A 22,255-nucleotide genomic window follows, 5' to 3' on the forward strand; every position below is an offset into this window, starting at 1 on the left:
CCGAAGACGGGAGACCGAAGCGGCTTCAATGCTTGATTTTAACTTTACTTTCTAAGCTTTATCTTATACTTATTTAATTATTGCCTTACGGCTTTGGCTAGTTCTAATGCTGCTTTTCCCACTCTTGGTCCAAAACCGGAAAGGTATTGGCCATCTAAAGCAACGATTTGATTTTCTTTAAAAGCTGTGGTTTGGTCGATTCCTTGTATCGCTATCAAGCCATCTTTTCCACCTACACTTTGGATTCCTGATTCGAAAAACACCAAATACTCAGGATTCATAGACACCAAGGATTCTGGAGTCATAGGAGCAAATTCGTCAAAGCCTGTAGCTGTTCCTTCGATCTCAGCCAATTCAAACATTTCTGCTGCAAAGGTTTTGTCTCCAGCGATAAATACTGTCTCCGGGCCGCGGGCCATTACGAAGATTGCTTTTGGCTTAGATTCCTCAGATTCCAAATAGCTGTTCAGTGCAGCTATATCAGCATCAATTGCGGCATTTACTTCCTTTCCTTTATCCTCTTCCTCAAAGAAAGTTGCCAACTCCGTGACCAATTTCTTGGTGCCTTCTACTGTAGTTGGTTTCGTGAAAACCTCAATATTAACTTGAGCTGCTTTCAATTGAGTCACTACATCAGGATTGAGGTAACCTTCTTCTATAAGCACCAAATCAGGACCTAGCGCAAGAATCCCTTCTGCTTTGATCTGGTTTCTATACCCAATGGAAGGAAGATCCTGCATGGATGCCGGGAAAGTCGAGGTTATGTCGGTTGCGATGATAAGATCGCCATATCCTAGTGCATCCACGACTTCTGTAATGGTACCGCCAGCAGTAATGATCTTACGCTCGGCGGTTGTTTCTTCCTCTTTAGAAGGAGCGGAACATGCAGCCAAAACTACAAGGATAAGAGGTAGATAGCGTGTTAACATTATTTAGATTAAGTTTAGATAAAGAACAAATGTAATCTTAATTAGATTAATTCCAAATAAAGAATTCTAAGAACTAGGTAAAAATTTCTCGAATTCAAAAATGTAAGAAAGAAGAAAACATGTGCTACATTCTTGTTTATATAGTTGACTGCTAAACAAAAAGATTGTTTAGACGGAAGTCATTAAAAATTGGGGGTTTAGGATATTAATTTCCCAAATATCCTTTGGGTTTAGGCATTATTGGTTAATTTTGCGGTCGAATTCAAAAAGCACATCCTTTTTACATTTCAATTATCAAATGGCAAATATTGGAAAGATAACTCAAGTGATCGGGCCCGTAGTGGACGTTTCCTTTGAAGGCGGCAAGCTGCCAAACATCCTTGACGCGGTAGAAGTTACCAAAGAAAATGGCCAAGTGGTCGTAATGGAAGTTCAACAGCACTTGGGTGAAGATCGAGTGAGAACTATTGCAATGGACTCATCTGAAGGGATGGTTCGTGGCATGGAAGTAAGAGACCTTGGTGAACCTATTTCTGTTCCAACAGGTGAGGGCATCAAAGGCCGTCTTTTCAATGTAGTTGGAGAGCCTATCGATGGTTTGCCTGCTATTCCAGTTGGTAAGAGACTTCCTATCCACAGATCTGCTCCTCGTTTTGAGGATCTTTCTACAGCTACAGAAGTACTTTTCACAGGTATCAAAGTAATTGACTTGATCGAGCCGTATGCAAAAGGTGGTAAGATTGGTTTGTTTGGTGGTGCTGGTGTTGGTAAGACTGTATTGATTCAGGAATTGATCAACAACATTGCGAAAGCATATGCTGGTTTATCTGTATTTGCAGGTGTAGGTGAAAGAACAAGAGAAGGAAATGACTTGTTGAGAGAAATGATCGAGTCAGGCATCGTTACTTACGGTGATGACTTCATCCACAGCCTTGAAGAAGAAGGTGGGTGGGATCTTTCTAAAGTTGATTTGAAAAAATTAGAAGACTCTAAAGCAACCTTTGTTTTCGGTCAGATGAACGAGCCTCCAGGGGCACGTGCTCGAGTTGCCTTGACAGGATTGACTTTGGCAGAATATTATAGAGATGGTGACGGCGAAGGAGCAGGTAAGGATATCCTATTCTTTATCGATAACATCTTCCGATTCACTCAGGCAGGTTCCGAAGTGTCCGCACTTTTGGGTCGTATGCCATCTGCAGTAGGTTACCAGCCAACTTTGGCTACTGAAATGGGAGCAATGCAAGAACGTATTACTTCTACAAAGCGTGGTTCAATTACTTCTGTTCAGGCTGTTTATGTACCTGCTGATGATTTAACTGATCCGGCTCCAGCGACGACTTTCGCTCACTTGGATGCTACGACTTCACTTTCACGTAAGATTGCAGAATTAGGAATTTATCCAGCAGTGGATCCTTTGGAATCTTCTTCTAGAATCATGTCTGCGGACATTATTGGAGACGAACATTACAATTGCGCACAGCGTGTGAAAGAGATTCTTCAGCGTTACAAAGAATTGCAGGATATCATTGCGATTTTGGGTATGGAAGAACTTTCTGAAGAAGATAAGCAAGTCGTACACAGAGCGAGACGTGTACAGCGTTTCTTATCTCAGCCATTCTTCGTAGCAGAGCAATTTACAGGCTTAAAGGGAGTATTGGTAGATATCAAAGACACCATCAAAGGCTTCAACATGATCATGGACGGTGAGTTGGATCATCTTCCTGAGGGAGCTTTCAACTTGGTAGGTAGCATCGAAGATGCAATCGCTAAGGGAGAGAAAATGATGGCAGAAGTTAGATAAATTTTAGTTGTCGGTTTTCGGTTGTCAGTTTTGATAACCGAAAACCTGTAACATTTAATAGTTTAACGGAGAGCTTCACTTTTTCTAAGAGAAGTCTCCAAATGATATAAAATTCCATGCATTTAGAAATCGTCACACCGGACAAAAAAGTATTTCAGGGTGAAGTATCCGAAGCCAGTTTCCCTGGCGCCAATGGATCATTTCAGGTGCTGAATAATCACGCTCCGATCGTTTCGGCTTTGGCAAAGGGAACTGTTTCCTTTACCACTCCTGAAGGGAAGCAATCCATGATCGTGGATGGCGGAGTAGTAGAAGTAAAAGATAATGTGATAGTATTGCTAGCTGAGAAAGTAGTGGCTTAAGCAATTCATCAAATCAAAGTGAAAAAGGTCTCCTGTGCAAATGGGAGACCTTTTTTGGTTTATTGCTTAGTCAGGAAGATTTTAAAGAAAGCTCGAAGTAGTTGATTTATTTTCCAATTAAGAATATCGAATGATGAATATTGAACTCAACTTTCAGGAAAGAATATCTTAATTACTCTCTATCACCTGACCTTTTTCCCGATACAGATCCACAGGACCATCAAGCAAGACCGCCAAAACAGTGATGTCCTTGTCATAGACGTTGTCTGGAATGTCAATGTATTTCATTCCTGGGACAGCGCTCCAGTACATTTTGCCCACTTCCCTGGATTGGAGTTTAGTACCATTTCCTACTACCCAGACCCGTTGGATTTTATTTTTTAGTCCTTTGATGGCTAGAGACTCATTTACCTTATAATCCAAATAGATATAAAGGATTGTCTTATCCTTCGAAAGAGTAGTAGGAGCATATACATGGCCATCTGGGATGCCCGCTTGAGTGTCATAGATCGCTGACTCATGCTTGGATGTCCAGCGCCCAAATTCATTCAAAATGTTTTCAGCTTCCTCTGGGATAGTACCATCTGGCTTTGGCCCGAAATCCATCAGGAGATTTCCGCCCATGTGAAGGCAATCCACAAAGATTCGAAGCAATTCACTTGGACTTTTGTACTGATCATCATTGCCTTGGTACCCCCAGCTGTTGTTCATAGTCATACATAATTCCCAGAACTCACTGCTCGGTCTCGTTACTGGAACTCCTTGCTCTGGGGTGTCGTAGTCACCAAAGCCTTTACCTAATCGGGAGTTGATGATCACATTTGGATTGTAGTTCTGCAGTTTCTTTTTAAGTTCTGCACTTCTCCATTCCTCTGGCTTATGTTCCCAATCCCCATCAAACCAATATAAATCTGGATTGTATTGTTCGGATAGTTCACTTAGTTGAGCAAAGTTGAAATCTGTGAACTTTCTGAATCTCTCTGGATCATTCTTGTATCGAAAAGTCTCTCTCGTGTTTCTGTCGTAATCTGGGTGTGACCAATCCAATACAGAAAAGTAGATTCCTTTTTTAATTCCTTCTTTCTCCAAAGCATTCATCAATGGCCCTACCAAATCTTTTCCGGCAGGAGTTTTCTTCACGACAGAAAGATCAGAAGCTTTTGTATCCCAAAGAGCCACCCCATCGTGATGCTTGGCTGTAAGTACAGCATATTTTGCACCGCTGGATTTAATCAGCTTTGCCCACTTAACTGGATCGTATTTGGAAGCAGTAAAACCTGAAAGCTGTTTCATGTAGTCATCGTAGCTAATGTAATCATTGAAAAATGACCAGGATTCGTCAATTCCATTGACTGAATAAATGCCCCAATGAATGAAAATGCCCAATTTGGCATCAGCAAACCATTCCATTCTCTCAGGGGTTTCCTGAGAAAATGCTGCAGTAGATTGAGTGAAAAATATAGTTAGAATGCCTAGTGCTAGTAGGTAGCTTTTGAAGGAAGTGCTGATGTTCACGTCGTAATTAGTAAGATTTAGGATAAAATTAGGCAAAACGCCCTATATATCAAGCGGTAGAAAAGAGTTTATTACGAGTGGAGATATTGTATTCTGAATATTATCCCTACCTTTGTGCCCACGAAAGGGGGTGTATAGATATGATCATAGTTAACGTAAAAGAGAACGAATCAATCGAGAAAGCGCTAAAGCGTTTCAAAAAGAAGTTTGACAAGACTGGTGCAGTCCGTGAACTTCGTGCGAGACAAGCTTTCACTAAGCCTTCCGTAGTAAGAAGAGCACAAGTCATCAAAGCAGCTTACAAGCAGCATCTTCAAGAAGAAGCAGCGAAGTAATCAGTTTTGACTTCCAATATCAAACGCACTTGCCATCAGGCAGGTGCGTTTTTTTTATGACCATTTACGATTTTGCTCAGCGATAATTCACATTTTTTCGTCTAACTTATCTTCCGAGTTACGTGATATATGATCGATTCTTTCATCAATTATTTAGAGTTTGAGAAAAAAGCCAGTCCGCATACAGTAGAGGCATATCGTCGGGATTTGACCCAGTTTGAGGAGTTTTTGGCGCTTTCTTTCGAAATAAATGAAATTTCTGAAGCCCAGCATCCAGAGCTCCGGGCATGGGTGATTGACTTGGTAGATAGCGGGTTAAGTACTACCTCGGTAAACCGTAAAATCGCCACTCTGAGGTCTTATTACAAGTTTTTACTCAGATCACAGATCATTTCTAGCGATCCAACGTATAAGTTAAAAGGTCTTAAAAACCCGAAGAAACTTCCTGAGTTTGTACAGGAAGAGACGATTCTTGCCGTTTTAGACGAAAGTGTTTACGAACTGGATTTCGATGGGCAGCGTGACAAGATGGTGATGGAATTTCTTTACCTCACCGGAGTCAGGCTTTCAGAGTTGATAGGATTAAAATGGTCGGATGTCAATCTCATCGATGATTCGGTCAAGGTACTTGGAAAAAGAAAAAAGGAAAGAATTATTCCTATCACAAAAGGCTTAAAACAGAATATTTTGCTGTATAAAAAAGTATTTGAGGAAAGGTTTTCTAAAGTTGGTCAAAGTGACTATTTTATTGTCAGCAATCAACAAAAGCAAAGTTACCCTATGATGATTTTTCGCATCGTCAGGCACTACCTAGATCTTTTTGCGCAGACATCCAAGCGCAGTCCTCATGTATTGCGACATACTTTTGCCACCCATTTACTCAACAAAGGTGCTGACCTGAACGCAGTAAAAGATTTGCTAGGTCATGCCAATCTTGCGGCCACTCAGGTGTACACGCACAATTCCATGGAAAAACTTAAGGCTGTGTTTGAACAGGCACATCCGAAAGCATAAAATAAACTATTTGTTCACCACTAAATGCAAATGAATATGAAACTGCAGATGCACTCCATCCATTTTGACGCTGATCGAAAACTGATCGACTTTATTCAGAAAAAAGCTGATAAACTGGATACTTACTATGACCAAATCATAGACGGAGAGGTTTTTTTGAGGCTTGACAAAAACGACAATAACTCGAATAAAATTGTAGAAATCAAGATGAATGTACCAGGAAAGCAATTTTTCAGTAAAAGCCAATCTGACTCATTCGAGGCGGCTTCTGATGATGCCATCGAAGGATTGAGACGTCAAATCAAAAAACACAAAGAAAAAGTAGTGTTGGCTAAGCAGTAATAAGCTAGCCTAGCTAAATTTGCGGCATCTCTCAGTAATGGGAGATGCCTTTTTTATTCAAACCAAACTCAATGCAAAGGTCTACAAGCTATACTATCTATTTCTGGGTTATTTCACTCTCGCTTGTAGTTGCTAAAATACTATTTGCCCTAAGGCCAGAAATTGACCTGTTTACTGAGGAGGCGCAATACTGGCTTTGGTCACAGAATATGGCTTGGCATTATTATTCCAAGCCCCCGCTAGTAGCTGTTCTAAATTACATTAGCACAGGTTTTCTGGGAAATACTGAGCTGGGAGTGCGTATAAATGCGATTTTATGTGGTGTAGGAATGTCTTGGGTGACGTTTTTATTTGGCCGACATCTATATTCAGCTAAAGTTGGATTTTGGGCTGCGATGATACTTCAGGCCATGCCTATGTGGTGGCTTGCCTCTACTTTTCACATGACTGACAGTTCCCTTACCTTCTTCTGGGCGCTGAGCATTTATCTGGCTTATCGAGGTATGGAAGATGGGAAGAAATCCTGGTGGATTGGGGCTGGGCTGGCTGCTGCATTTGGGTTGATGGCTAAGATGGTCATGATTCTGATCTTTCCACTTCTTCTTTTGTATCTTATTTATACTAAAAGCTGGAAGGCACAGAGTCAGAATTATATTCTCTTTGTGTTAATCACTTTATTAGGTTTCATCCCTGCTTTGATCTGGAATTGGCAGAATGACTTTGACACGTTTAAGCACTTGGCTGCCCTCAGCGGTGGTGGAGGCGGTGAATCCAAAGCTTTTGATGTAGGAAAGTCTTTCGGGCAATTCTTCGAATACCTAGGAGGTCAACTGGCGATGATTTCCATATTTCTTCTTCCTCTATTTGTGGGAGCTTTTAGAAAAGTGATTCAAAACCAAGACCGAGCAAAGGTCTATTTGCTTTTACCTGCTTTGATGTCTTGGGCTGCTTTCGCAGGATTGAGTTTCTTGACTTCCATAGAAGTGAATTGGCCGGTATTTGCCTACGGAAGTTTGGCCATTCTGATGGCGGCTTGGGTGTGCGAGCAAAGTCTGAGATGGCAGAGAATCAGGAATTGGGGTGTAGGCTTAAGTATCGGTTTACCGCTGTTTTTTCTGCTTCCTGATTTTACTTTGATGAAAAGTATTACTCCTATCAAAAAGGCTGAGAAATCTGCTTTCAGAAGAATGGCAGGCTACGAGCCTTTAGCCGAAAGACTCGTCACATTACGAGATAGTTTGGGTATTGAAGATGCGTATATCTTTTCAGAAACCTATCACATGGCCTCCGAGCTTTCCTTTTACCTTCCAGATCATCCACAAACGTATATGTTAAACATGGGGGCAAGAAAGAATCAATTTGATCTTTGGCCAGGCTTGGAGCAGTTTGTAGGAAAAAATGAAGTGGGGATTTTCGTGAGTTGGAATTATGATTCTCCAGGAGAATTTGCAGATTTTCAGGAATTGATTTATGAAGAGCAGTTGCCAATTACATTTCGAGAGGAATCACTTCGTGTAGCGACAATTCAGGTTTGGAGAAAGCTAGAGCGGTTTAATCCATATTTGCCAGATACGTATTAATTCACCTTTTCTCCAGCCAATAGTATATCTTCCCATTTTCCTTCACCAATGAATCAAAGGCTGGGTTGCTGAGATTTTGAAGGAGAAAAGGAATTTGTTTGGAATTCCAGTTGACCGAACCCACAGAGATTTCGTACTGGTTTTTTGGAATTAGTTCTAAAAATTTATCCTCGACTATTAAATAAGTATAATGGGCAGCTTCACGGAGTAACTCTTGATCGGTGAGTTTTTTCTCGCCGGATATATCAGTCATGTAATAATCAGGTCCTAAAAACACCCTAATTTTACTGCTGGTGTGGATATTTCCGATAAATCCGATTTCCCCTTTTGGATCTATGTCATTAGCTGCTACAAATGCTTCAATTTGCTCACCTTGCTCTGGCAGAGATATTTTTGCAGTGACAGTGGATAGGAGGAAAAACAACAATAGAAATGAATAAGAAAGTGCTTTCGGAAGTTTCTCGCTTCTAATAGTCAGCATGAAGAGGTAGGACAAAATGGCGAATCCCGCTGCTAGCTGAAGATAAACCCATGCTGTACTACCTAATTGAAAGTTTATCCAAAAGCCAAAAACACCAACAATAAGACACAGGAAAAGGAAAAACCAAGTACTGATTTTTAGACCCAATTTCCTGAATTCAAATTCTCCTTTTACAAGTAGCCACCCAAGCAATACGGCTAATACTGGAGCTACGGGCAATAAATATCGCTCATAAAACTTAGCCGTCATCGCTCCCATTCCCAAAATTGCCAAGCCCCATAAAATTGCAAATCCGAAAAAAACTGCATTCTCAGACCATGCTTTTCTTGTACTTTCCTTGATTTTAGGAAGAACCAGCAGAATCCAGGGAATAAATATGGCAATCAAAATCCCAACTGCAAGCATCCCATTTTTCAGGATTAATAAATAACGTGAAGTAACTCTACCTCCTACTTGATCTTCAACAAAACTGTCTAAATAAGTAGGGCCATGTATTTGCCACATGGCGACAAACCAGAAGAGTGCAATAAAAATGGCTAATGCAAGGGACGGAAAATGGAGAAAGGTTTTAAATGAGACTTTTTTCCATGGATTAAACAGTAGATAAAATACTCCAAGTCCCCCTAAAGCCAGAGCAGGAAGGCCTTTGGTTTCAAATGCAAGCGCCAAACTTAGGTAAAGAATCCAAAGATATTTTTTGGGGGCTTGGTCACCAAAGCGGATTAAACCAGCGAAACCAACTGCGCTCGCAGTCATCGTGAGGCCGAGTAGCACATCCGGTATTGAGCGGGTTGCGGATAAAATCAAAACAGGATTGGCGGCAATTATCAATGCAGAGATTCCAGCTGTTTTTTTGTCTTCAAAAAGTAGCTTTGCAAGCCAATACGTGGCACCTACAGTCAATGCTCCAGCGAGTAAAAAGAAGATTCTTGAAGATAGTGCGCTAACTCCAAAAAGCTTGAATCCGGCCAGCACCACCCAATAAGTGCCAATTGGCTTACGAAAACGCAGTTCCCCATTCCCTAAATAGGTTGTGAGGTAATCTCCATTTTGGAGCATTTTCACAGCAGCGTCGGTATAATACATTTCGTCAGGGAAATGCATGTGGAAGCTCAGTGCAAACGGGCCAACTAAGACGGCAAATGCTGCCATGACCACCCATGGATTAATTTGGGAATCTTTTAAAGACATGGTGCAAAGATAATCCTATTGAACTTTGTAGTGCCAAATTTTCGTTGGCTTCCGAAAGCGAATCCTAGCTTTTTTGTCCTAGGAAGTATTTTACCGTATTTTTGACAAAATTTTATCGCATGTCCAAGCCACAGATTTCCGTAGTAATCACTGTTTATAACGAAGAGGATAATATCCAACCGCTTTTAGAACAAACGTATGCAGCGCTAGAGTCCATCGATTATGAAGTGCTTTTGATTGAAGATGGATCAACTGATAGGACTGTGGCTGAGGTAAAAAAGTATGCGAATAGCCGAACTAAGCTGATTATTTTCAATAGGAATTTTGGCCAAACCACAGCTTTGGCAGCAGGTATTGACATGGCTGCTGGTGAATACATCTGCACCATGGATGGGGATTTGCAAAATGATCCAACCGACATTCCTGTGATGCTTCAAAAGGCAATCGATGAAGAATGGGATGTGGTAGCAGGCCGTAGAGCGAATAGAAAAGATGGATTTGTGCTTCGCAAAATCCCAAGTAAGATCGCCAACTGGGTGATCAGGAATACAACCAAAGTTTACTTGAAAGACTACGGATGTACACTTCGTGTGTATAAAGCGGAGATTGCGCAGGGAATGGGGTTGTATGGAGAATTGCACCGTTTTATTCCTGTTCTGGCGAAGCAGCAAGGAGCTAAAATGACCGAAATGGATGTGAAGCATCATCCACGGATTCATGGCGAATCGAAATATGGCCTGAGCCGAACCTTCAAAGTGATGTCGGATTTGATTCTGATGTTATTTTTCCAAAAGTATTTTCAGCGACCAATTCATTTATTTGGCGGGATAGGGATCATCGCATTTTTGATTGGTTTGCTGATCAATTTTTATCTGCTCATCCTGAAAATAATGGGCGAAGACATCTGGGGAAGACCAATTATGATCCTTGGTTTTATTTTAGTGCTGGGAGGTATTCAGTTTATCACCACCGGAATTATTGCGGAGATCATTGTTCGGACCTATTTTGAGTCTCAGGATAAGACGACCTATTCCATCAAGTCTGTCTATCAAGGTGTATTGGAGCCTGTTATTGCAGTGCATCAAGGAATTGACAGCGCTAAGTAGGTTTTCAAATATCAATTGAATTTTGGCGAAAACAGAAAGTTCCCTTAAAAAGAAATTAACGACTGTCCTAAAACTGGTTTTAACTGGTTTGGCACTCTTTCTGGTTTTTCGAAAAATTGACACAGATCAGCTTTGGCAAATTACAAAAACCATCCATTGGCTTTGGCTGATTCCTGCGATTCTGACTTTTGTGTTAAGCAAGCTTTTCACAGCCTTTCGCCTCAATCTCTACTTCAAAAATATCGGTGTGCAAATCTCCGAAAAGCTCAATATCAAGCTTTACCTCATCGGTATGTTCTACAATCTCTTTCTACCTGGCGGGATTGGTGGTGATGGGTATAAAGTTTACTTACTGAATAAACACTATCAAACTCCCGTAAAGCCACTGGTGCAAGCTTCGCTGCTGGATCGTTTGGGAGGTTTGGTCGCGATTGTGTTTTTACTGTTGGCATTGGTTCTTCCTGTGGATTTGACCTTGCCATTTGCTTCGCAAATTCCCTGGGAGCTCTTGGTGGTAATTGCTGCCTTGCTGGTATTTCCAGCTTTTTGGCTGATGCAAAAGTTACTCTTCAAAGCATTTCTACCCTCTTTTTGGAAAGCAAATGGCTGGTCGATGGCTGGCCAGTTAGCACAATTGATATGCGCTTGGTTTATACTGAAAAGCCTTGGCGTAACTGAGAATTTCCTAGCTTATCAACTGGTTTTCTTGCTTTCTTCTATAGTCGCAGTGCTGCCATTGACTATCGGTGGCGTAGGTGCTAGAGAATTAGTTTTCGTCTATGCGCACACGTATGCAGGTATTGATGAGGCGATTGCAGTCGCTTTCAGTTTGATCTTTTTCCTGATCACCGCGATGGTTTCACTGACAGGATCAATGATTACCATTAATTTTGAAGAAAATTAGTTAAATCGTTGTTTTTCAATGAAATAATAAAAATTAATCCTTGCAAATTTAAAATCAAATTTTAAATTTGCAAGGATGATTGTGCGAGATTTGTTTTTGAAACTGCAAGAATTGATGCCTGATTTTCCGGCTATAGCGATTCTGGGTCCACGGCAAGTAGGTAAAACTACCTTAGCGCAAGAGCTCGTGGAAACCATCGATCCTCAGTCTATTTACCTCGATCTTGAAAGTCCCTCAGACCGTAGTAAGCTTGCTGAGCCAGAGCAATATTTTGACCTGCATGAAGGTCGTTTGATTATTTTGGATGAGATCCAGCGCATGCCTGACCTCTTTCCGCTTTTGCGGGGCGTGATAGATCGAAGGAGAAAGAAAGGCTTTAGATCTTGCCAATTTCTGATTTTAGGCTCTGCTTCTTTGGACCTGATCCGGCAATCCTCCGAATCACTGGCAGGAAGAATTGCCTATGAAGAACTCCCCGGATTCAATGTGATGGAAGTGGATTCGATAGAAGGACATGTAGAAAAACTATGGATGCGTGGAGGTTTTCCCGACAGTTTTCTTGCGAGTTCCGATAGATCAAGCATGACTTGGCGTGGTAATTTCATCACTACCTATTTGGAAAGAGATATTACACAGATTGCTCAGTTTGTGCCAGCCAACCGTCTGCGTCGACTCTGGACTATGCTCGCTCATCAGCAAGGTCAGCTGATCAATCTATCCAAACTTGGTGGAAGTCTAGATTTGACTTCTCCGACTGTGAAAAGTTATGTGGAAATGCTTGAAGATCTTCTGCTGATTCGTTCTGTCAGACCTTGGCTAGTGAATGTGGGCAAGCGACTGGTGAAGTCTCCCAAAATCTACATCAGGGATTCTGGAATTACACATGCTTTATTGAACTTAACCAAACTGGATGATCTGCTGGGACATCCTGTGGTAGGCGGAAGTTGGGAAGGATTTATCATCGAAAATATTATTTCAGTTTTGCCTAAAGGAGCTGAATATGGCTTTTATCGGACAACGGGTGGAGCAGAACTTGATTTGGTATTGAGTCTGAACGGAGAAGTTTGGGCGATAGCAATCAAGCGGACCTTAAGCCCGAAGCTTTCAAAAGGCTTCCTGAACGCTGTGGAGGATATATCAGCAGACCATCGCTATTTTATCTATGCAGGTAAGGATGAATTTCCCTTGGGCGAAAGGACTAGCGCTATAGGATTAGCTGGATTTATGAAAAAACTAAAGGAAGGCTTTTGAGGTTTTCCTTTAGTTTTGCTATTACTGCATCATCACATCGAGCGGAAAGTAATTTGGTAGATGGTTTTTTCCCACACCCTCTTTTGTTACTTCCCATCTTATTTCCTTACTGCTGGGAAAGTAGGTTATTCTGATTTCGCTGACAGCGAGAGAATATGCACTTAGAATCGTTCCTGTGAATACATTTTCGGAGATTCTGTTTAGAGAAATAGAATATTCCTCGTAGCTACAGTCCATTCTGCCCCCATTATAATACACTCCGCAATGCTCTCCTATTAAATCATATGACCCCATAACGTCATCATCAAGCTCGGGCTTATATAGTTGGATTGTGAATGCTCTATCTTCAAATTCGAACCATCGCCAAGAACCTGTAATATCTTGAGAGTTGGAATCATAGGAAAAAAGAAAAAGCAGTACGAACAGAATAGGGAGCCCTCTTTTATATCTATTGAAATATAAAATCATATATTTATTTTTGTAATATTTCCTGTCTTCAGGTCAACAATTACACTTATCGGTTCGTCCACCACAACGCCATGATAGGATAAGGGTATTATTATTATTCCATAATCTGTTTCAATTTCCAGTTCATAGGGTGGAAATAGCTTTGATACCGATGAATGAGAGTCTCCTATTTTTATAAAATCTTTACCATTTCCAATTGAGAATTTGGAGTCTATTAGATGAAATGCATCCATTTTTTCACCTAGGAAATAGAATTCATTTTGCCCATAGGTGATTAGTCGCGCCATCTTTTCATCCATCTCATAATAAAAGTCTTCATTCTTGTCGGGATTTGGGAATTCTTCTAAAAATGACGATAAGGTGTTTTTAAGAAAACTGAACTCTTTGTCAATTGATTCAATTGATTTGATAATGAGGTAGTTAGTGTCAAATGTCGGGATAAATGTGTTAGGATTATACCCTTGGATTTGACCATATGAATTTGAGTGGAAGGAGAAAACCAGAACTATAAAAATCAAGAAATACTTTCTTCCTGAACCCCAGTAATTTTTGGTTTGTGACTCTCTTATTTGATGCCTCATAATTCATCCGTTTGATTTTTGAACATATTTATTGAAAAAATGTGCTAACCCAATAACTATAACCCCTGACGAAAAGAATGAACCAATGAACTGAAACCAAATGGGTTCCGAACTAGGAAATACCAAAGCATACATGAAGTCGAAGATCAAGAGGAAAATAAAGGTTACAATTAGCCGTACTTTAAATCTTTTGTCAAGCCGTTTAAACATATCAATAATTTGTTTAAGATTCTAAAGTAGTTTATTCGCTGTTTAGTTCAAACTATTTAAATGGGTAAAGTAAGTTTTGTTCCAACCATCTTTTCTGAGAAGATTCTCATGTCTTTTCTAAGCCATTTTCGTTCCCTACCTTTGCCAAAATCCCAATCTCCATGACCAGAGCAGAGCTTTTCTCCCAAATCCAGAAAAAATCATCCTTTTTGTGCGTAGGACTTGATGCAGATATCCATAAAATCCCTAAACACCTGAAACATGAGCCCGATCCTATTTTTAGTTTTTGCAGGGAGATTATAGAAGAAACTGCCGACTATGCAGTGGCCTATAAGCCGAATATTGCATTCTTCGAAGCATTGGGGCCAAAGGGTTGGGAGACTCTTGAAAAGGTAAATGAACTTATCCCAGAGGAAATTTTCACTATTGCAGACGCAAAACGAGGTGATATTGGAAATACCTCGAAGCTTTATGCCAAAGCATTCTTCGAGAAAATGGACTTTGATTCGGTGACAGTTGCACCCTATATGGGAGCGGATAGCGTGACGCCATTTTTGGATTTTGAGGATAAATGGGTGATTCTCTTGGCCTTGACATCGAATGCGGGTTCCATGGATTTCCAGTTGATCAAAGACGAAAATGGCAAACCTTTATATCAAACGGTTTTGGAAAAAAGTCAGGAATGGGGCACTCCTGAAAACCTCATGTATGTGGTTGGCGCCACACGCGGAGAGCTAATCGGAGAGGTCAGAAAGGTTGTTCCTGAAAATTTCTTTTTAGTTCCTGGAGTAGGTGCCCAGGGCGGAAGCTTAGCGGATGTTGCAAAGTATGGCATGAATTCCACTTGTGGGCTTTTGGTGAACTCAAGTAGAGGGATCATATATGCTTCCGGAGAAAAAGACTTCGGAATAGCAGCGAGAAGGGAGGCAAAGAAGCTGCAGGAGGAAATGGCTGGTTTGCTTGATAAATATCTTTGAAACTAAAGTATGTCGCTAATATTTTGAAAGTCAGGGTTTCCTGACTTTTTTGTTTTTTAGTTTTTGGTTAAATTCACTTGACTTTTAATCGATACTTTTATGACTTTTAAGGAAGACTTTTTACAGCTAGTCTGGAAATACCAATACTTCGAAAAGGCGAAACTACATACTACAGCTGGCGATGAGTTGAAAATAATCCAAGTTGGATTTCACAATCAGAGCGAAGGACCGGACTTCCGAGATTCTGTTGTAGTTATTGAAAACGTGATCCTTCACGGACATGTGGAGGTACACCGGTTGGCAAGCGAATGGAAGCAGCATTCCCATGGTGGAAATCCAGCTTATAATTCCGTAGTGTTACACGTAGTTTGGGAGGATGATCTTGAAGTGCTTCGAAATGATGGAACTGCAATGCCCACTTTAGAGCTGAAAGGATTGATTTATTTGGATATCTGGAGAAATTATGAGCGGATGCTGGATTTCAAATCGGACCTCCCTTGTGCACATGGGTTACGTGAGGCTCCAGAAATTGTCAGGTTTTCTACACTAGAAAAAGCTTTGGTAGAAAGACTCCAAGAAAAATCTACGTTGATTCTGCAAATTCTCAAGTCTACAACTGACAATTGGGAAGAAACAGCTTATCGATGGCTATTCACCTGCTTTGGCTTTAAGAAGAATAATGAAGCCATGAGTGAATTAGCTAGGTTGGTACCTTATAAAATTCTCCAAAAGCACAGGGATCAATTGCCAGTATTGGAAGCTTTATTGTTAGGCCAATCAGGTTTGCTTCCTTCAGAATCGGAAGAGCCCTATGTACAATTTTTGATTCGTGAATATGATTTTTATTGTAAAAAGTATGGATGGGATTCTCCAATGAAGCGTCAACATTGGACCTTTATGGGAGTGCGTCCAAGTAATTTCCCCACACTCAGAATCGCTCAGTTAGCAGCGATTTTATCTAAGGCTCCAAATTTACTTCAGTCTGTGATGCTGGGTTCTCATGATTTCGCAGGTTTTAAAAAATTGCTAAAAGTGAAATCGAGCGATTATTGGCAGTATCATTACAGTTTTGGTAAACCTTCAGAAAGGCAGACAAGCTCCGGAATTTCCACTCCAGCTTTAGAGCTTTTGGTGATCAATTATGTAATTCCGCTTTGGTTTGCTTATGGACGATATTTCGAAGAGCCAGACTGGCAAGAGCGCTGTTTCGATCTCCTACAGGAGGTTTCTGCGGAGAATAATCATATCATTCGAAGATTTCAATCGCATGGCTGGCCGGCCCAGAATTCCTTTGATTCCCAGGGAATGATAGGGCTGTACAAGAATTATTGCCAGCCAAAGAAATGCCTCCAGTGTAAAATTGCCCAAGTGCTGATCAAATCAGAATCCAAATGATTTTTGGGTAAGCCAGTGAATTCCTGTATTTTTGCAGCCTGAATTGCAGAAAACTATGGAAAAACCAGTTATAATTTTTGGTGCTAAAGGCATCGCACATCCAGCACTTGAGATTTTCAACAGTAACAATGTAGTTGTGTATGGATTTTTGGATGAGGACGAAAAAATCCATGGAGCAGAGATCAATACGGTTTCAGTTCTTGGCAATCCTGAGGATGACGGTTTCTTAAAGTTAATCGGTCAGAAGACAGAAGCATTTGTAGCCGAAGAGAATCCGAAATACCGCAAATTCTTAGTGGAATTGTTGAATGATCGTCGCAAGGTGCAGCCTGTGAATGCGATCCATCAGCGCTCTTATATTTCCACTGACGCTATCATTGGTCATGGTAATTTCATCAATGCCAATGTAAATATCGGAGCCGGGGTTGAAATTGGAAGCCACTGTATTATCAATTCGGCGGCAGTGATTGAACATAAAGCTAAATTAGGCGACTTCGTCCAAATTGGTGCTGGATCGGTGATCAATTCTGATGTGATAATAGAAGAAGGAGCTTTCATTGGCTCAGGAGCTACTATTGTGTCTGGAGTCACGATTGGTAAAAATGCCAGAGTAGGCGCTGGATCAGTAGTAATAGCTACGGTTGGCTCGAATGAAACTGTTTTTGGTAACCCAGCAGCAAAAGTTAAATAAATTAGAAATTTCAAATTATAAATCCCTAAACACCCTGCCGCAACAGGGCTACAGTTATGGAAAACAAAAACTATCAAATTCTCCTTTATTACTGCTACGCAAAGATTGAAAATCCTGAAGAATACCGCGAGCAGCATCACCTATTTTGTATCGAAAACAACATTCGAGGCCGCATCATTATCTCTGATGAAGGGTTGAACGGTACAGTTTCCGGCTTGGAAGATGACTGTGAGAAATACATGGCTTATATCCATGCTGATCCGCGTTTCGCAAAAACTGAGTTCAAAATAGATTCTCATAATACCCATGCATTTACCAAAATTCATGTGCGCTACAAACCTGAGATTGTCCATAGTGCACTAAGACATCTGGATCCTAATGTGAGAACAGGCAAGCATCTTGATCCGGAGGAATTCAAGAAACTAAAGGATCAGGAAGATGTGGTAATCTTGGATGTACGCTCTAATTACGAACATGAGCTTGGACGCTTTAAAAATGCCTTGACCCTTGATATTGATAACTTCCGTGATTTCCCTGAGAAAGTGAAAGAACTGGAGCATCTGAAAAACAAGAAAGTATTGACTTATTGCACCGGAGGAATCAAGTGCGAAAAAGCTTCTGCTTTTCTTTTAGAGCAGGGTTTTGAAGATGTGTACCAACTTCATGGAGGGATCATCAAATACGGCATGGAAGCTGGAGGCGAAGATTTTGAAGGCAAATGCTACGTGTTTGACAATCGAATAGCTGTAGATGTGAATAAGGTAAATCCCAAAGTTGTGTCTAAATGCCACGTGTGCGGCACACCTTCGGATCGAATGGTCAACTGTGCCAATCAGACTTGTAATGCACACGTCCCGATGTGTGAAGAATGTGGCTGGGAAATGGAAGGAGCCTGTTCTACAGAATGCAAAGAAAACCCGGAAAAAAGAGCCTATGACGGTACTGGGTATTACCAAAAAAATACCAATGGTTACAATCCATATAAAGGGCTTGTCCGTAAAGCCAAAGAAAAATCAAATGCTTAACTTGTAGTGTGAGCAGACAAATTCCAGAATCCGAATTGATATTAAATGCTGATGGAAGCATTTATCATTTGCATTTGAAGCCAGAGAACCTGGCTTCTCTTGTTTTTACAGTTGGTGATCCCGACCGGGTTTCACTTGTGTCCAAATACTTCGATCAGATTGATTTCAAAGGGAGTAAGCGTGAATTTGTGACGCATACCGGGAGACTGAATGGTAAAAGAGTGACTGTGATGAGCACGGGTATGGGGACTGACAATGTCGAGATTCTGATGACTGAATTGGATTCTTTAGTCAATGTAGATCTGAAAACACATACTGTAAAGCCAACGGAGACCAGTCTCGAAATTATCCGCTTAGGTACTTCTGGAAGCATGCAGGCAGATTTGCCAGTTGGAAGTCTGCTGGCATCTGAGATTGCAATAGGTTTAGATACATTGATGCAGTTTTATCCAAAACTTGAGGGTAATCAAGATTGGGCATTAGTAGTGAAACAGACGCTCGATCTGGCTTTTTTACCTTATCAAGCTTCCGCTTCGAGTGAGCTTGTGCAAAAATTACCCACTGAATTTCATCGTGGTGTCACGCTCACTGCACCTGGGTTTTATGCTCCACAGGGCAGGGAAATTAGGCTTAAGCCAAAGATGGAAAATATGATCGAACGACTGGCCGATCTGAAAGTAGATGGATTGAAAATGACCAATTTCGAGATGGAGACTGCTGGCTACTATGCTATGGGGCAACTACTTAACCACCGAATGCTAAGCTTAAATGCCATAGTAGCAAATCGGCCAAGTGGGGAGTTTGATAAAGAAGCTGAAAAAACCGTGGATCGTATGATCCGCGCAGCCCTAAAAGTTTATTGTTGAAAAAATCACCCTTTACGCTTGGAATTGATTGTTGAAAATGGGCTTTTCTAATTTAAAGTCCTCCCATTCATGGTAATCAATATCCTGAATTATTTTGTTCATAAATTCTGCACATTCTTGCTTGCATAGGTAGATGCCAAAAAGTGATTCATTTCTATTGACAAGAAATGTTCTGCCGCTGTCAAAAATACGTACGAGGTCTTTCCAGGAACCTAAAACGAGTAGCTCATCACGATTTTTTATGGTTTGGATTACTTTAAAATCCCCTAAAACGCTTGATATTTTCATCTTAAAAAAATCTTTGTGAAGAATTATTTAACCAAACTTACCCAATAAAACAGCGTAGCTCAATACGTGGTAATACGTATTTTTTTTATTTGGATTATAGCAAAAAGCTATTAGTCAATAATTTCACGATTCTTTTGAGCCCATATCAGCAAAGAATTGTGCTTTTTTTCAAGTTGAAGCTTTGCAATCATATTGCTCCTGTGCTTTTCAACTGTTCGTTCAGAAATAAAAAGTTTGTCAGCGATATCTTTGGTAGAAATCCCTTCGGCGATTAATCTTAGTATTTTTACTTCAGATGGAGTTAGTGGATTCTCATCTCTGGCGAATTTGTTTTCTTTTATCCCTTCAAAAATTTTCTCGCTAAAAAAATGCCCTCCTTCCAAAACGATAGAGATAGCTTTGGAAAGATCTTCTAAAGCGAATTCCTTCAAAATATAAGCCGATAGGTTTAGCTCTTTTGCCTGATGATAAAGATATAGTTCCTTATGAAGGGTGAGTAAAATGACTTTCGTATCAATCCCTAATGTTTTGCAATCCGAAGCAATTTCAAGCCCAGTTTTAAAGGGCATTTCCATGTCTATAATGGCAAGTTGTGGCTTCATTTTCATAATCAAGTCAAATGCTGCTTGTCCATCTTTTGCTATCCCAACAACATCCAATCCAAATTCACCCAGAAATTCCTGCAATCCTTTTAATAAGATCGGGTGATCATCTGCGATAACGACGGTGGGTTTTTGATTAGACATAAACAATAAAACTTAAGCTGGTTCCGACTCCCTTCTCACTGTTGATTTTCATACTTCCATTTAGCGCAGCAATACGTTCTTTAAGGGTTTTTAGTCCGAGACTTTGAAAATCATTGAATTTCTCAGAAAAATCAAAACCTTTTCCATTGTCTTCAATTTTCAACTCTACTCTGTTTTCAATTTTATTAAGTAATACGCGCAATGCACTTGCTTGAGAGTGCTTCAGGACATTATTAATCGATTCTTGCAAGATTCTATAGAGTTGAAGTTCCTCATCTTTGTGCAGGACACCCTTCAACTCTTCAATTTCAGAAGATACAAAGATGTCGGTTTCATTATCGATCTGATCAAGTAAATGTTCGGCTGCTTTGCTTAGTCCAAGCTTTTCTAATTGCATAGGGTGCAGCGATCTGGCTATTGATCTTAATTCGCTGATCGCCGTATCCAGCAACTCACCTGTTGTATTGTCTTTTGACAGCGCAACTTTGTTTTTTATCAAAAGTAGGCTTTGGCCTAAGCCATCGTGAAGATCCTTTGATATACGAACCCGTTCGGCTTCTTGATTCTTGAGTAGCTCCTGGGAAAATCTTGATTGCATTTCTTTCTTTTTCTTCTCGTGCTGCAAATTTTTCCACAGAAAAATGACTACCCCTGCTATGATCAGTATAAAAACCATAATACTAATCAGCCTTAGTCTGGCCTGATTTTTCCGGCTGATAGATTCTATCTCTTGAGTTTTTGTTAGAATTTCTTTTTCCTTTCTCTCCGTCTCATAAAGCGTTTGGAAATAGGAAAAAGTAGTGGCTTGATTGGAAGCGAAAATTGAATCGGTGTAATGCGTTAATTTTTGCCTGATTTCAAAGGCTTTCTCTGATTGGCCCAATTCATTGTAAGTATCACCCAAAAGCTTGTAGGCTTTTATCAAATGATCCATATTTTTTGATTCTCTGGCGGCATCTAAAGAGACATTGGCTAGTTGATTTGCGGTTAGAAAATTACCCTGAGAATATTCTAACAGCGCTTTTGCATTGAGGTAAACAGGGTTGGTAGTCGCTAGTTCAGGAACTTGGGATACCATATCTTGGGCTTGGGAAAAGAATTCTTTTTGCTTTACCAAATTTCCTTGCTCTCCATAGAAATTGCTGAGGGAAAGTTTGATTATACTTTCAGTGTAGAAATCCCGCGGATCAAACGGTATCAAGGAATCTGCTCGGAGGAGATAGGTTTCTTGATCTTTTAATTTCCCCTGTTTTCCATAATCTTCGGCTTGATTGTATATCTGGATCGCTACATTAAAAATGCTTTCTTCTTCTTGATACGTTGAGATCAAAGCGGTTCTGATTTTTTCAGCTTCATTAAAAATCGAAAATTTGCTAAAAAGAATAGCCATGCCTCCATCTACGTAGTTTACATATTCCTTATCTCCAAGTTTGGAATAGATATCTCTCGCCTGCTGATAATCTTGCATACTACGAAGTAGCTCCCCCTTGTAATCCCTCGCTTGACCTCTAAAAAAATAAGAGTCTGCGATAAAAATGGAATCCTCTTCAGTAAATCTATCTATGGCATGTCCATATTCCACAATCGCAGAGTCAAATTGCTCGTATCCAAAATATTCGCCGGCTAATTTTAGGTGGAGGTTTCCTTTATCTTCGGATTTACTTAGCTCGTTTTCATGGGTAATGGCCTTTTTCAGCATTCCTCTTTTCAGCTCAGGATCCTGAACAGAAGGTGAAGGATGATGGACCATCTTAAGCACATAATCTGCCATCAGGTCAAACTTTCCTAGTTTCTCACTTTGAATGATTAGCTTCTTTAGATAGACACCGGCTATGGAATCTCCGGGTTCGGTAGCTTCAAATAAAGTTGCTAAATGTGAGAGGTCTGTTTGCTGAATGGAGTCTTGAGTAGCTTGGGCTATAGAGCGAGTGCTAACTAGTATACAGGCTAGCACACAGCTCATTAAGAAAAACAATCTAATCATTTTTAAAGATAGGTAAATGATTCACTAGCTGGTCAATAATATCCAAGGGAATAAAAAAATCCTAACGCATGAGAAAATCCTTACCGTTTGAACTGATAATTTTCTCATTATACAGACATTTTTCCATATAACATGTTTTGTCTTAAAAGTAAAACCTTAGTGCTTTTTAGAAGTTAATACATGTGTGTTCAATTGTAAGATATTGACCTTAAA

22 protein-coding genes are annotated in these 22,255 nt (G+C 40.4%); 14 read left to right on the forward strand and 8 right to left on the reverse strand.

The features are described 5' to 3' along the window. Nucleotides 1–77: 77 nt before the first annotated feature. A complete protein-coding gene (locus QOL76_RS06465; protein ID WP_283412217.1) occupies nt 78–929 on the reverse strand; it encodes a heme/hemin ABC transporter substrate-binding protein in 852 nt (283 codons plus the stop codon). A 298-nt stretch (nt 930–1,227) separates the two neighbouring features. Between QOL76_RS06465 and atpD the strand changes: the two genes are divergently transcribed. After that, nucleotides 1,228–2,730: a F0F1 ATP synthase subunit beta gene (gene atpD / locus QOL76_RS06470; RefSeq protein ID WP_283412218.1), complete on the forward strand. Its 1,503-nt coding sequence runs from the start codon at nt 1,228–1,230 to the stop codon at nt 2,728–2,730. 116 nt (nt 2,731–2,846) lie between these two features. Next, complete coding sequence (gene atpC / locus QOL76_RS06475) at nt 2,847–3,092, forward strand: ATP synthase F1 subunit epsilon (protein ID WP_057936785.1); 246 nt, start codon at nt 2,847–2,849, stop codon at nt 3,090–3,092. Between the two features lie 168 nt (nt 3,093–3,260). Here the strand turns inward: atpC and QOL76_RS06480 are convergent, their stop codons facing one another. After that, a complete protein-coding gene (locus tag QOL76_RS06480) occupies nt 3,261–4,643 on the reverse strand; it encodes an alpha-L-fucosidase (protein ID WP_283412219.1) in 1,383 nt (460 codons plus the stop codon). A 104-nt stretch (nt 4,644–4,747) separates the two neighbouring features. Between QOL76_RS06480 and rpsU the strand changes: the two genes are divergently transcribed. From rpsU to QOL76_RS06500, 4 genes are all read left to right on the forward strand, one after another. Beyond that, nucleotides 4,748–4,942, forward strand: coding sequence for a 30S ribosomal protein S21 (rpsU, locus tag QOL76_RS06485; protein ID WP_091692504.1), 195 nt, complete (start codon nt 4,748–4,750; stop codon nt 4,940–4,942). A 129-nt stretch (nt 4,943–5,071) separates the two neighbouring features. Continuing rightward, the gene (locus QOL76_RS06490; protein ID WP_283412220.1) at nt 5,072–5,956 is read left to right on the forward strand and encodes a tyrosine-type recombinase/integrase; all 885 of its coding nucleotides are present in this window, start codon (nt 5,072–5,074) and stop codon (nt 5,954–5,956) included. A gap of 36 nt (nt 5,957–5,992) precedes the next feature. Then, nucleotides 5,993–6,298, forward strand: coding sequence for a ribosome hibernation-promoting factor, HPF/YfiA family (hpf, locus tag QOL76_RS06495; protein WP_283412221.1), 306 nt, complete (start codon nt 5,993–5,995; stop codon nt 6,296–6,298). 71 nt (nt 6,299–6,369) lie between these two features. Beyond that, complete coding sequence (locus tag QOL76_RS06500) at nt 6,370–7,878, forward strand: ArnT family glycosyltransferase (RefSeq protein WP_283412222.1); 1,509 nt, start codon at nt 6,370–6,372, stop codon at nt 7,876–7,878. A gap of 1 nt (nt 7,879) precedes the next feature. Here QOL76_RS06500 and QOL76_RS06505 read toward each other — a convergent pair whose 3' ends face one another. Beyond that, nucleotides 7,880–9,550 (reverse strand): ArnT family glycosyltransferase, encoded by a 1,671-nt coding sequence (locus tag QOL76_RS06505; RefSeq protein ID WP_283412223.1) that lies wholly within the window; start codon nt 9,548–9,550, stop codon nt 7,880–7,882. A 119-nt stretch (nt 9,551–9,669) separates the two neighbouring features. Between QOL76_RS06505 and QOL76_RS06510 the strand changes: the two genes are divergently transcribed. The 3 genes from QOL76_RS06510 to QOL76_RS06520 all read left to right on the forward strand — a co-directional run bounded on the left by QOL76_RS06510 (nt 9,670) and on the right by QOL76_RS06520 (nt 12,811). Continuing rightward, on the forward strand, nt 9,670–10,656 hold the full coding sequence (locus tag QOL76_RS06510; RefSeq protein ID WP_283412224.1) for a glycosyltransferase family 2 protein: 987 nt from the start codon (nt 9,670–9,672) through the stop codon (nt 10,654–10,656). Between the two features lie 22 nt (nt 10,657–10,678). Next, on the forward strand, nt 10,679–11,560 hold the full coding sequence (locus QOL76_RS06515; protein WP_283412225.1) for a lysylphosphatidylglycerol synthase transmembrane domain-containing protein: 882 nt from the start codon (nt 10,679–10,681) through the stop codon (nt 11,558–11,560). A gap of 75 nt (nt 11,561–11,635) precedes the next feature. Further along, nucleotides 11,636–12,811, forward strand: coding sequence for an ATP-binding protein (locus QOL76_RS06520; protein WP_283412226.1), 1,176 nt, complete (start codon nt 11,636–11,638; stop codon nt 12,809–12,811). A 21-nt stretch (nt 12,812–12,832) separates the two neighbouring features. Here the strand turns inward: QOL76_RS06520 and QOL76_RS06525 are convergent, their stop codons facing one another. Together QOL76_RS06525 and QOL76_RS06530 are read right to left on the reverse strand one after the other, a co-directional pair. Continuing rightward, nucleotides 12,833–13,279 (reverse strand): hypothetical protein, encoded by a 447-nt coding sequence (locus tag QOL76_RS06525; protein ID WP_283412227.1) that lies wholly within the window; start codon nt 13,277–13,279, stop codon nt 12,833–12,835. Beyond that, nucleotides 13,276–13,860 carry a hypothetical protein gene (locus QOL76_RS06530; protein WP_283412228.1) on the reverse strand — a complete coding sequence of 195 codons (585 nt, stop codon included), beginning with the start codon at nt 13,858–13,860 and terminating at the stop codon, nt 13,276–13,278. The genes QOL76_RS06525 and QOL76_RS06530 overlap by 4 nt, the downstream gene beginning before the upstream one ends. Nucleotides 13,861–14,231: 371 nt before the next feature. On the opposite strand from QOL76_RS06530, the gene pyrF reads away from it, so the two are divergent. From pyrF to QOL76_RS06555, 5 genes are all read left to right on the forward strand, one after another. Then, the gene (pyrF, locus tag QOL76_RS06535) at nt 14,232–15,047 is read left to right on the forward strand and encodes an orotidine-5'-phosphate decarboxylase (protein ID WP_283412229.1); all 816 of its coding nucleotides are present in this window, start codon (nt 14,232–14,234) and stop codon (nt 15,045–15,047) included. A 99-nt stretch (nt 15,048–15,146) separates the two neighbouring features. Continuing rightward, a complete protein-coding gene (locus QOL76_RS06540; RefSeq protein ID WP_283412230.1) occupies nt 15,147–16,442 on the forward strand; it encodes a DUF2851 family protein in 1,296 nt (431 codons plus the stop codon). A 55-nt stretch (nt 16,443–16,497) separates the two neighbouring features. Next, nucleotides 16,498–17,133: an acetyltransferase gene (locus QOL76_RS06545; RefSeq protein WP_283412231.1), complete on the forward strand. Its 636-nt coding sequence runs from the start codon at nt 16,498–16,500 to the stop codon at nt 17,131–17,133. Between the two features lie 56 nt (nt 17,134–17,189). Further along, nucleotides 17,190–18,158, forward strand: coding sequence for an oxygen-dependent tRNA uridine(34) hydroxylase TrhO (trhO, locus tag QOL76_RS06550; protein ID WP_283412232.1), 969 nt, complete (start codon nt 17,190–17,192; stop codon nt 18,156–18,158). A gap of 8 nt (nt 18,159–18,166) precedes the next feature. Continuing rightward, nucleotides 18,167–19,024 carry a nucleoside phosphorylase gene (locus tag QOL76_RS06555; protein WP_283412233.1) on the forward strand — a complete coding sequence of 286 codons (858 nt, stop codon included), beginning with the start codon at nt 18,167–18,169 and terminating at the stop codon, nt 19,022–19,024. 12 nt (nt 19,025–19,036) lie between these two features. Here QOL76_RS06555 and QOL76_RS06560 read toward each other — a convergent pair whose 3' ends face one another. From QOL76_RS06560 to QOL76_RS06570, 3 genes are all read right to left on the reverse strand, one after another. Further along, nucleotides 19,037–19,312, reverse strand: coding sequence for a hypothetical protein (locus QOL76_RS06560; protein WP_283412234.1), 276 nt, complete (start codon nt 19,310–19,312; stop codon nt 19,037–19,039). A gap of 110 nt (nt 19,313–19,422) precedes the next feature. Beyond that, nucleotides 19,423–20,058, reverse strand: a complete 636-nt coding sequence (locus QOL76_RS06565; protein WP_283412235.1) for a response regulator — start codon at nt 20,056–20,058, stop codon at nt 19,423–19,425. Continuing rightward, on the reverse strand, nt 20,051–22,042 hold the full coding sequence (locus QOL76_RS06570) for a tetratricopeptide repeat-containing sensor histidine kinase (protein WP_283412236.1): 1,992 nt from the start codon (nt 22,040–22,042) through the stop codon (nt 20,051–20,053). The genes QOL76_RS06565 and QOL76_RS06570 overlap by 8 nt, the downstream gene beginning before the upstream one ends. Nucleotides 22,043–22,255: the final 213 nt, after the last annotated feature.

This window comes from Algoriphagus winogradskyi (assembly GCF_900182815.1).
GTDB lineage: Bacteria > Bacteroidota > Bacteroidia > Cytophagales > Cyclobacteriaceae > Algoriphagus > Algoriphagus winogradskyi.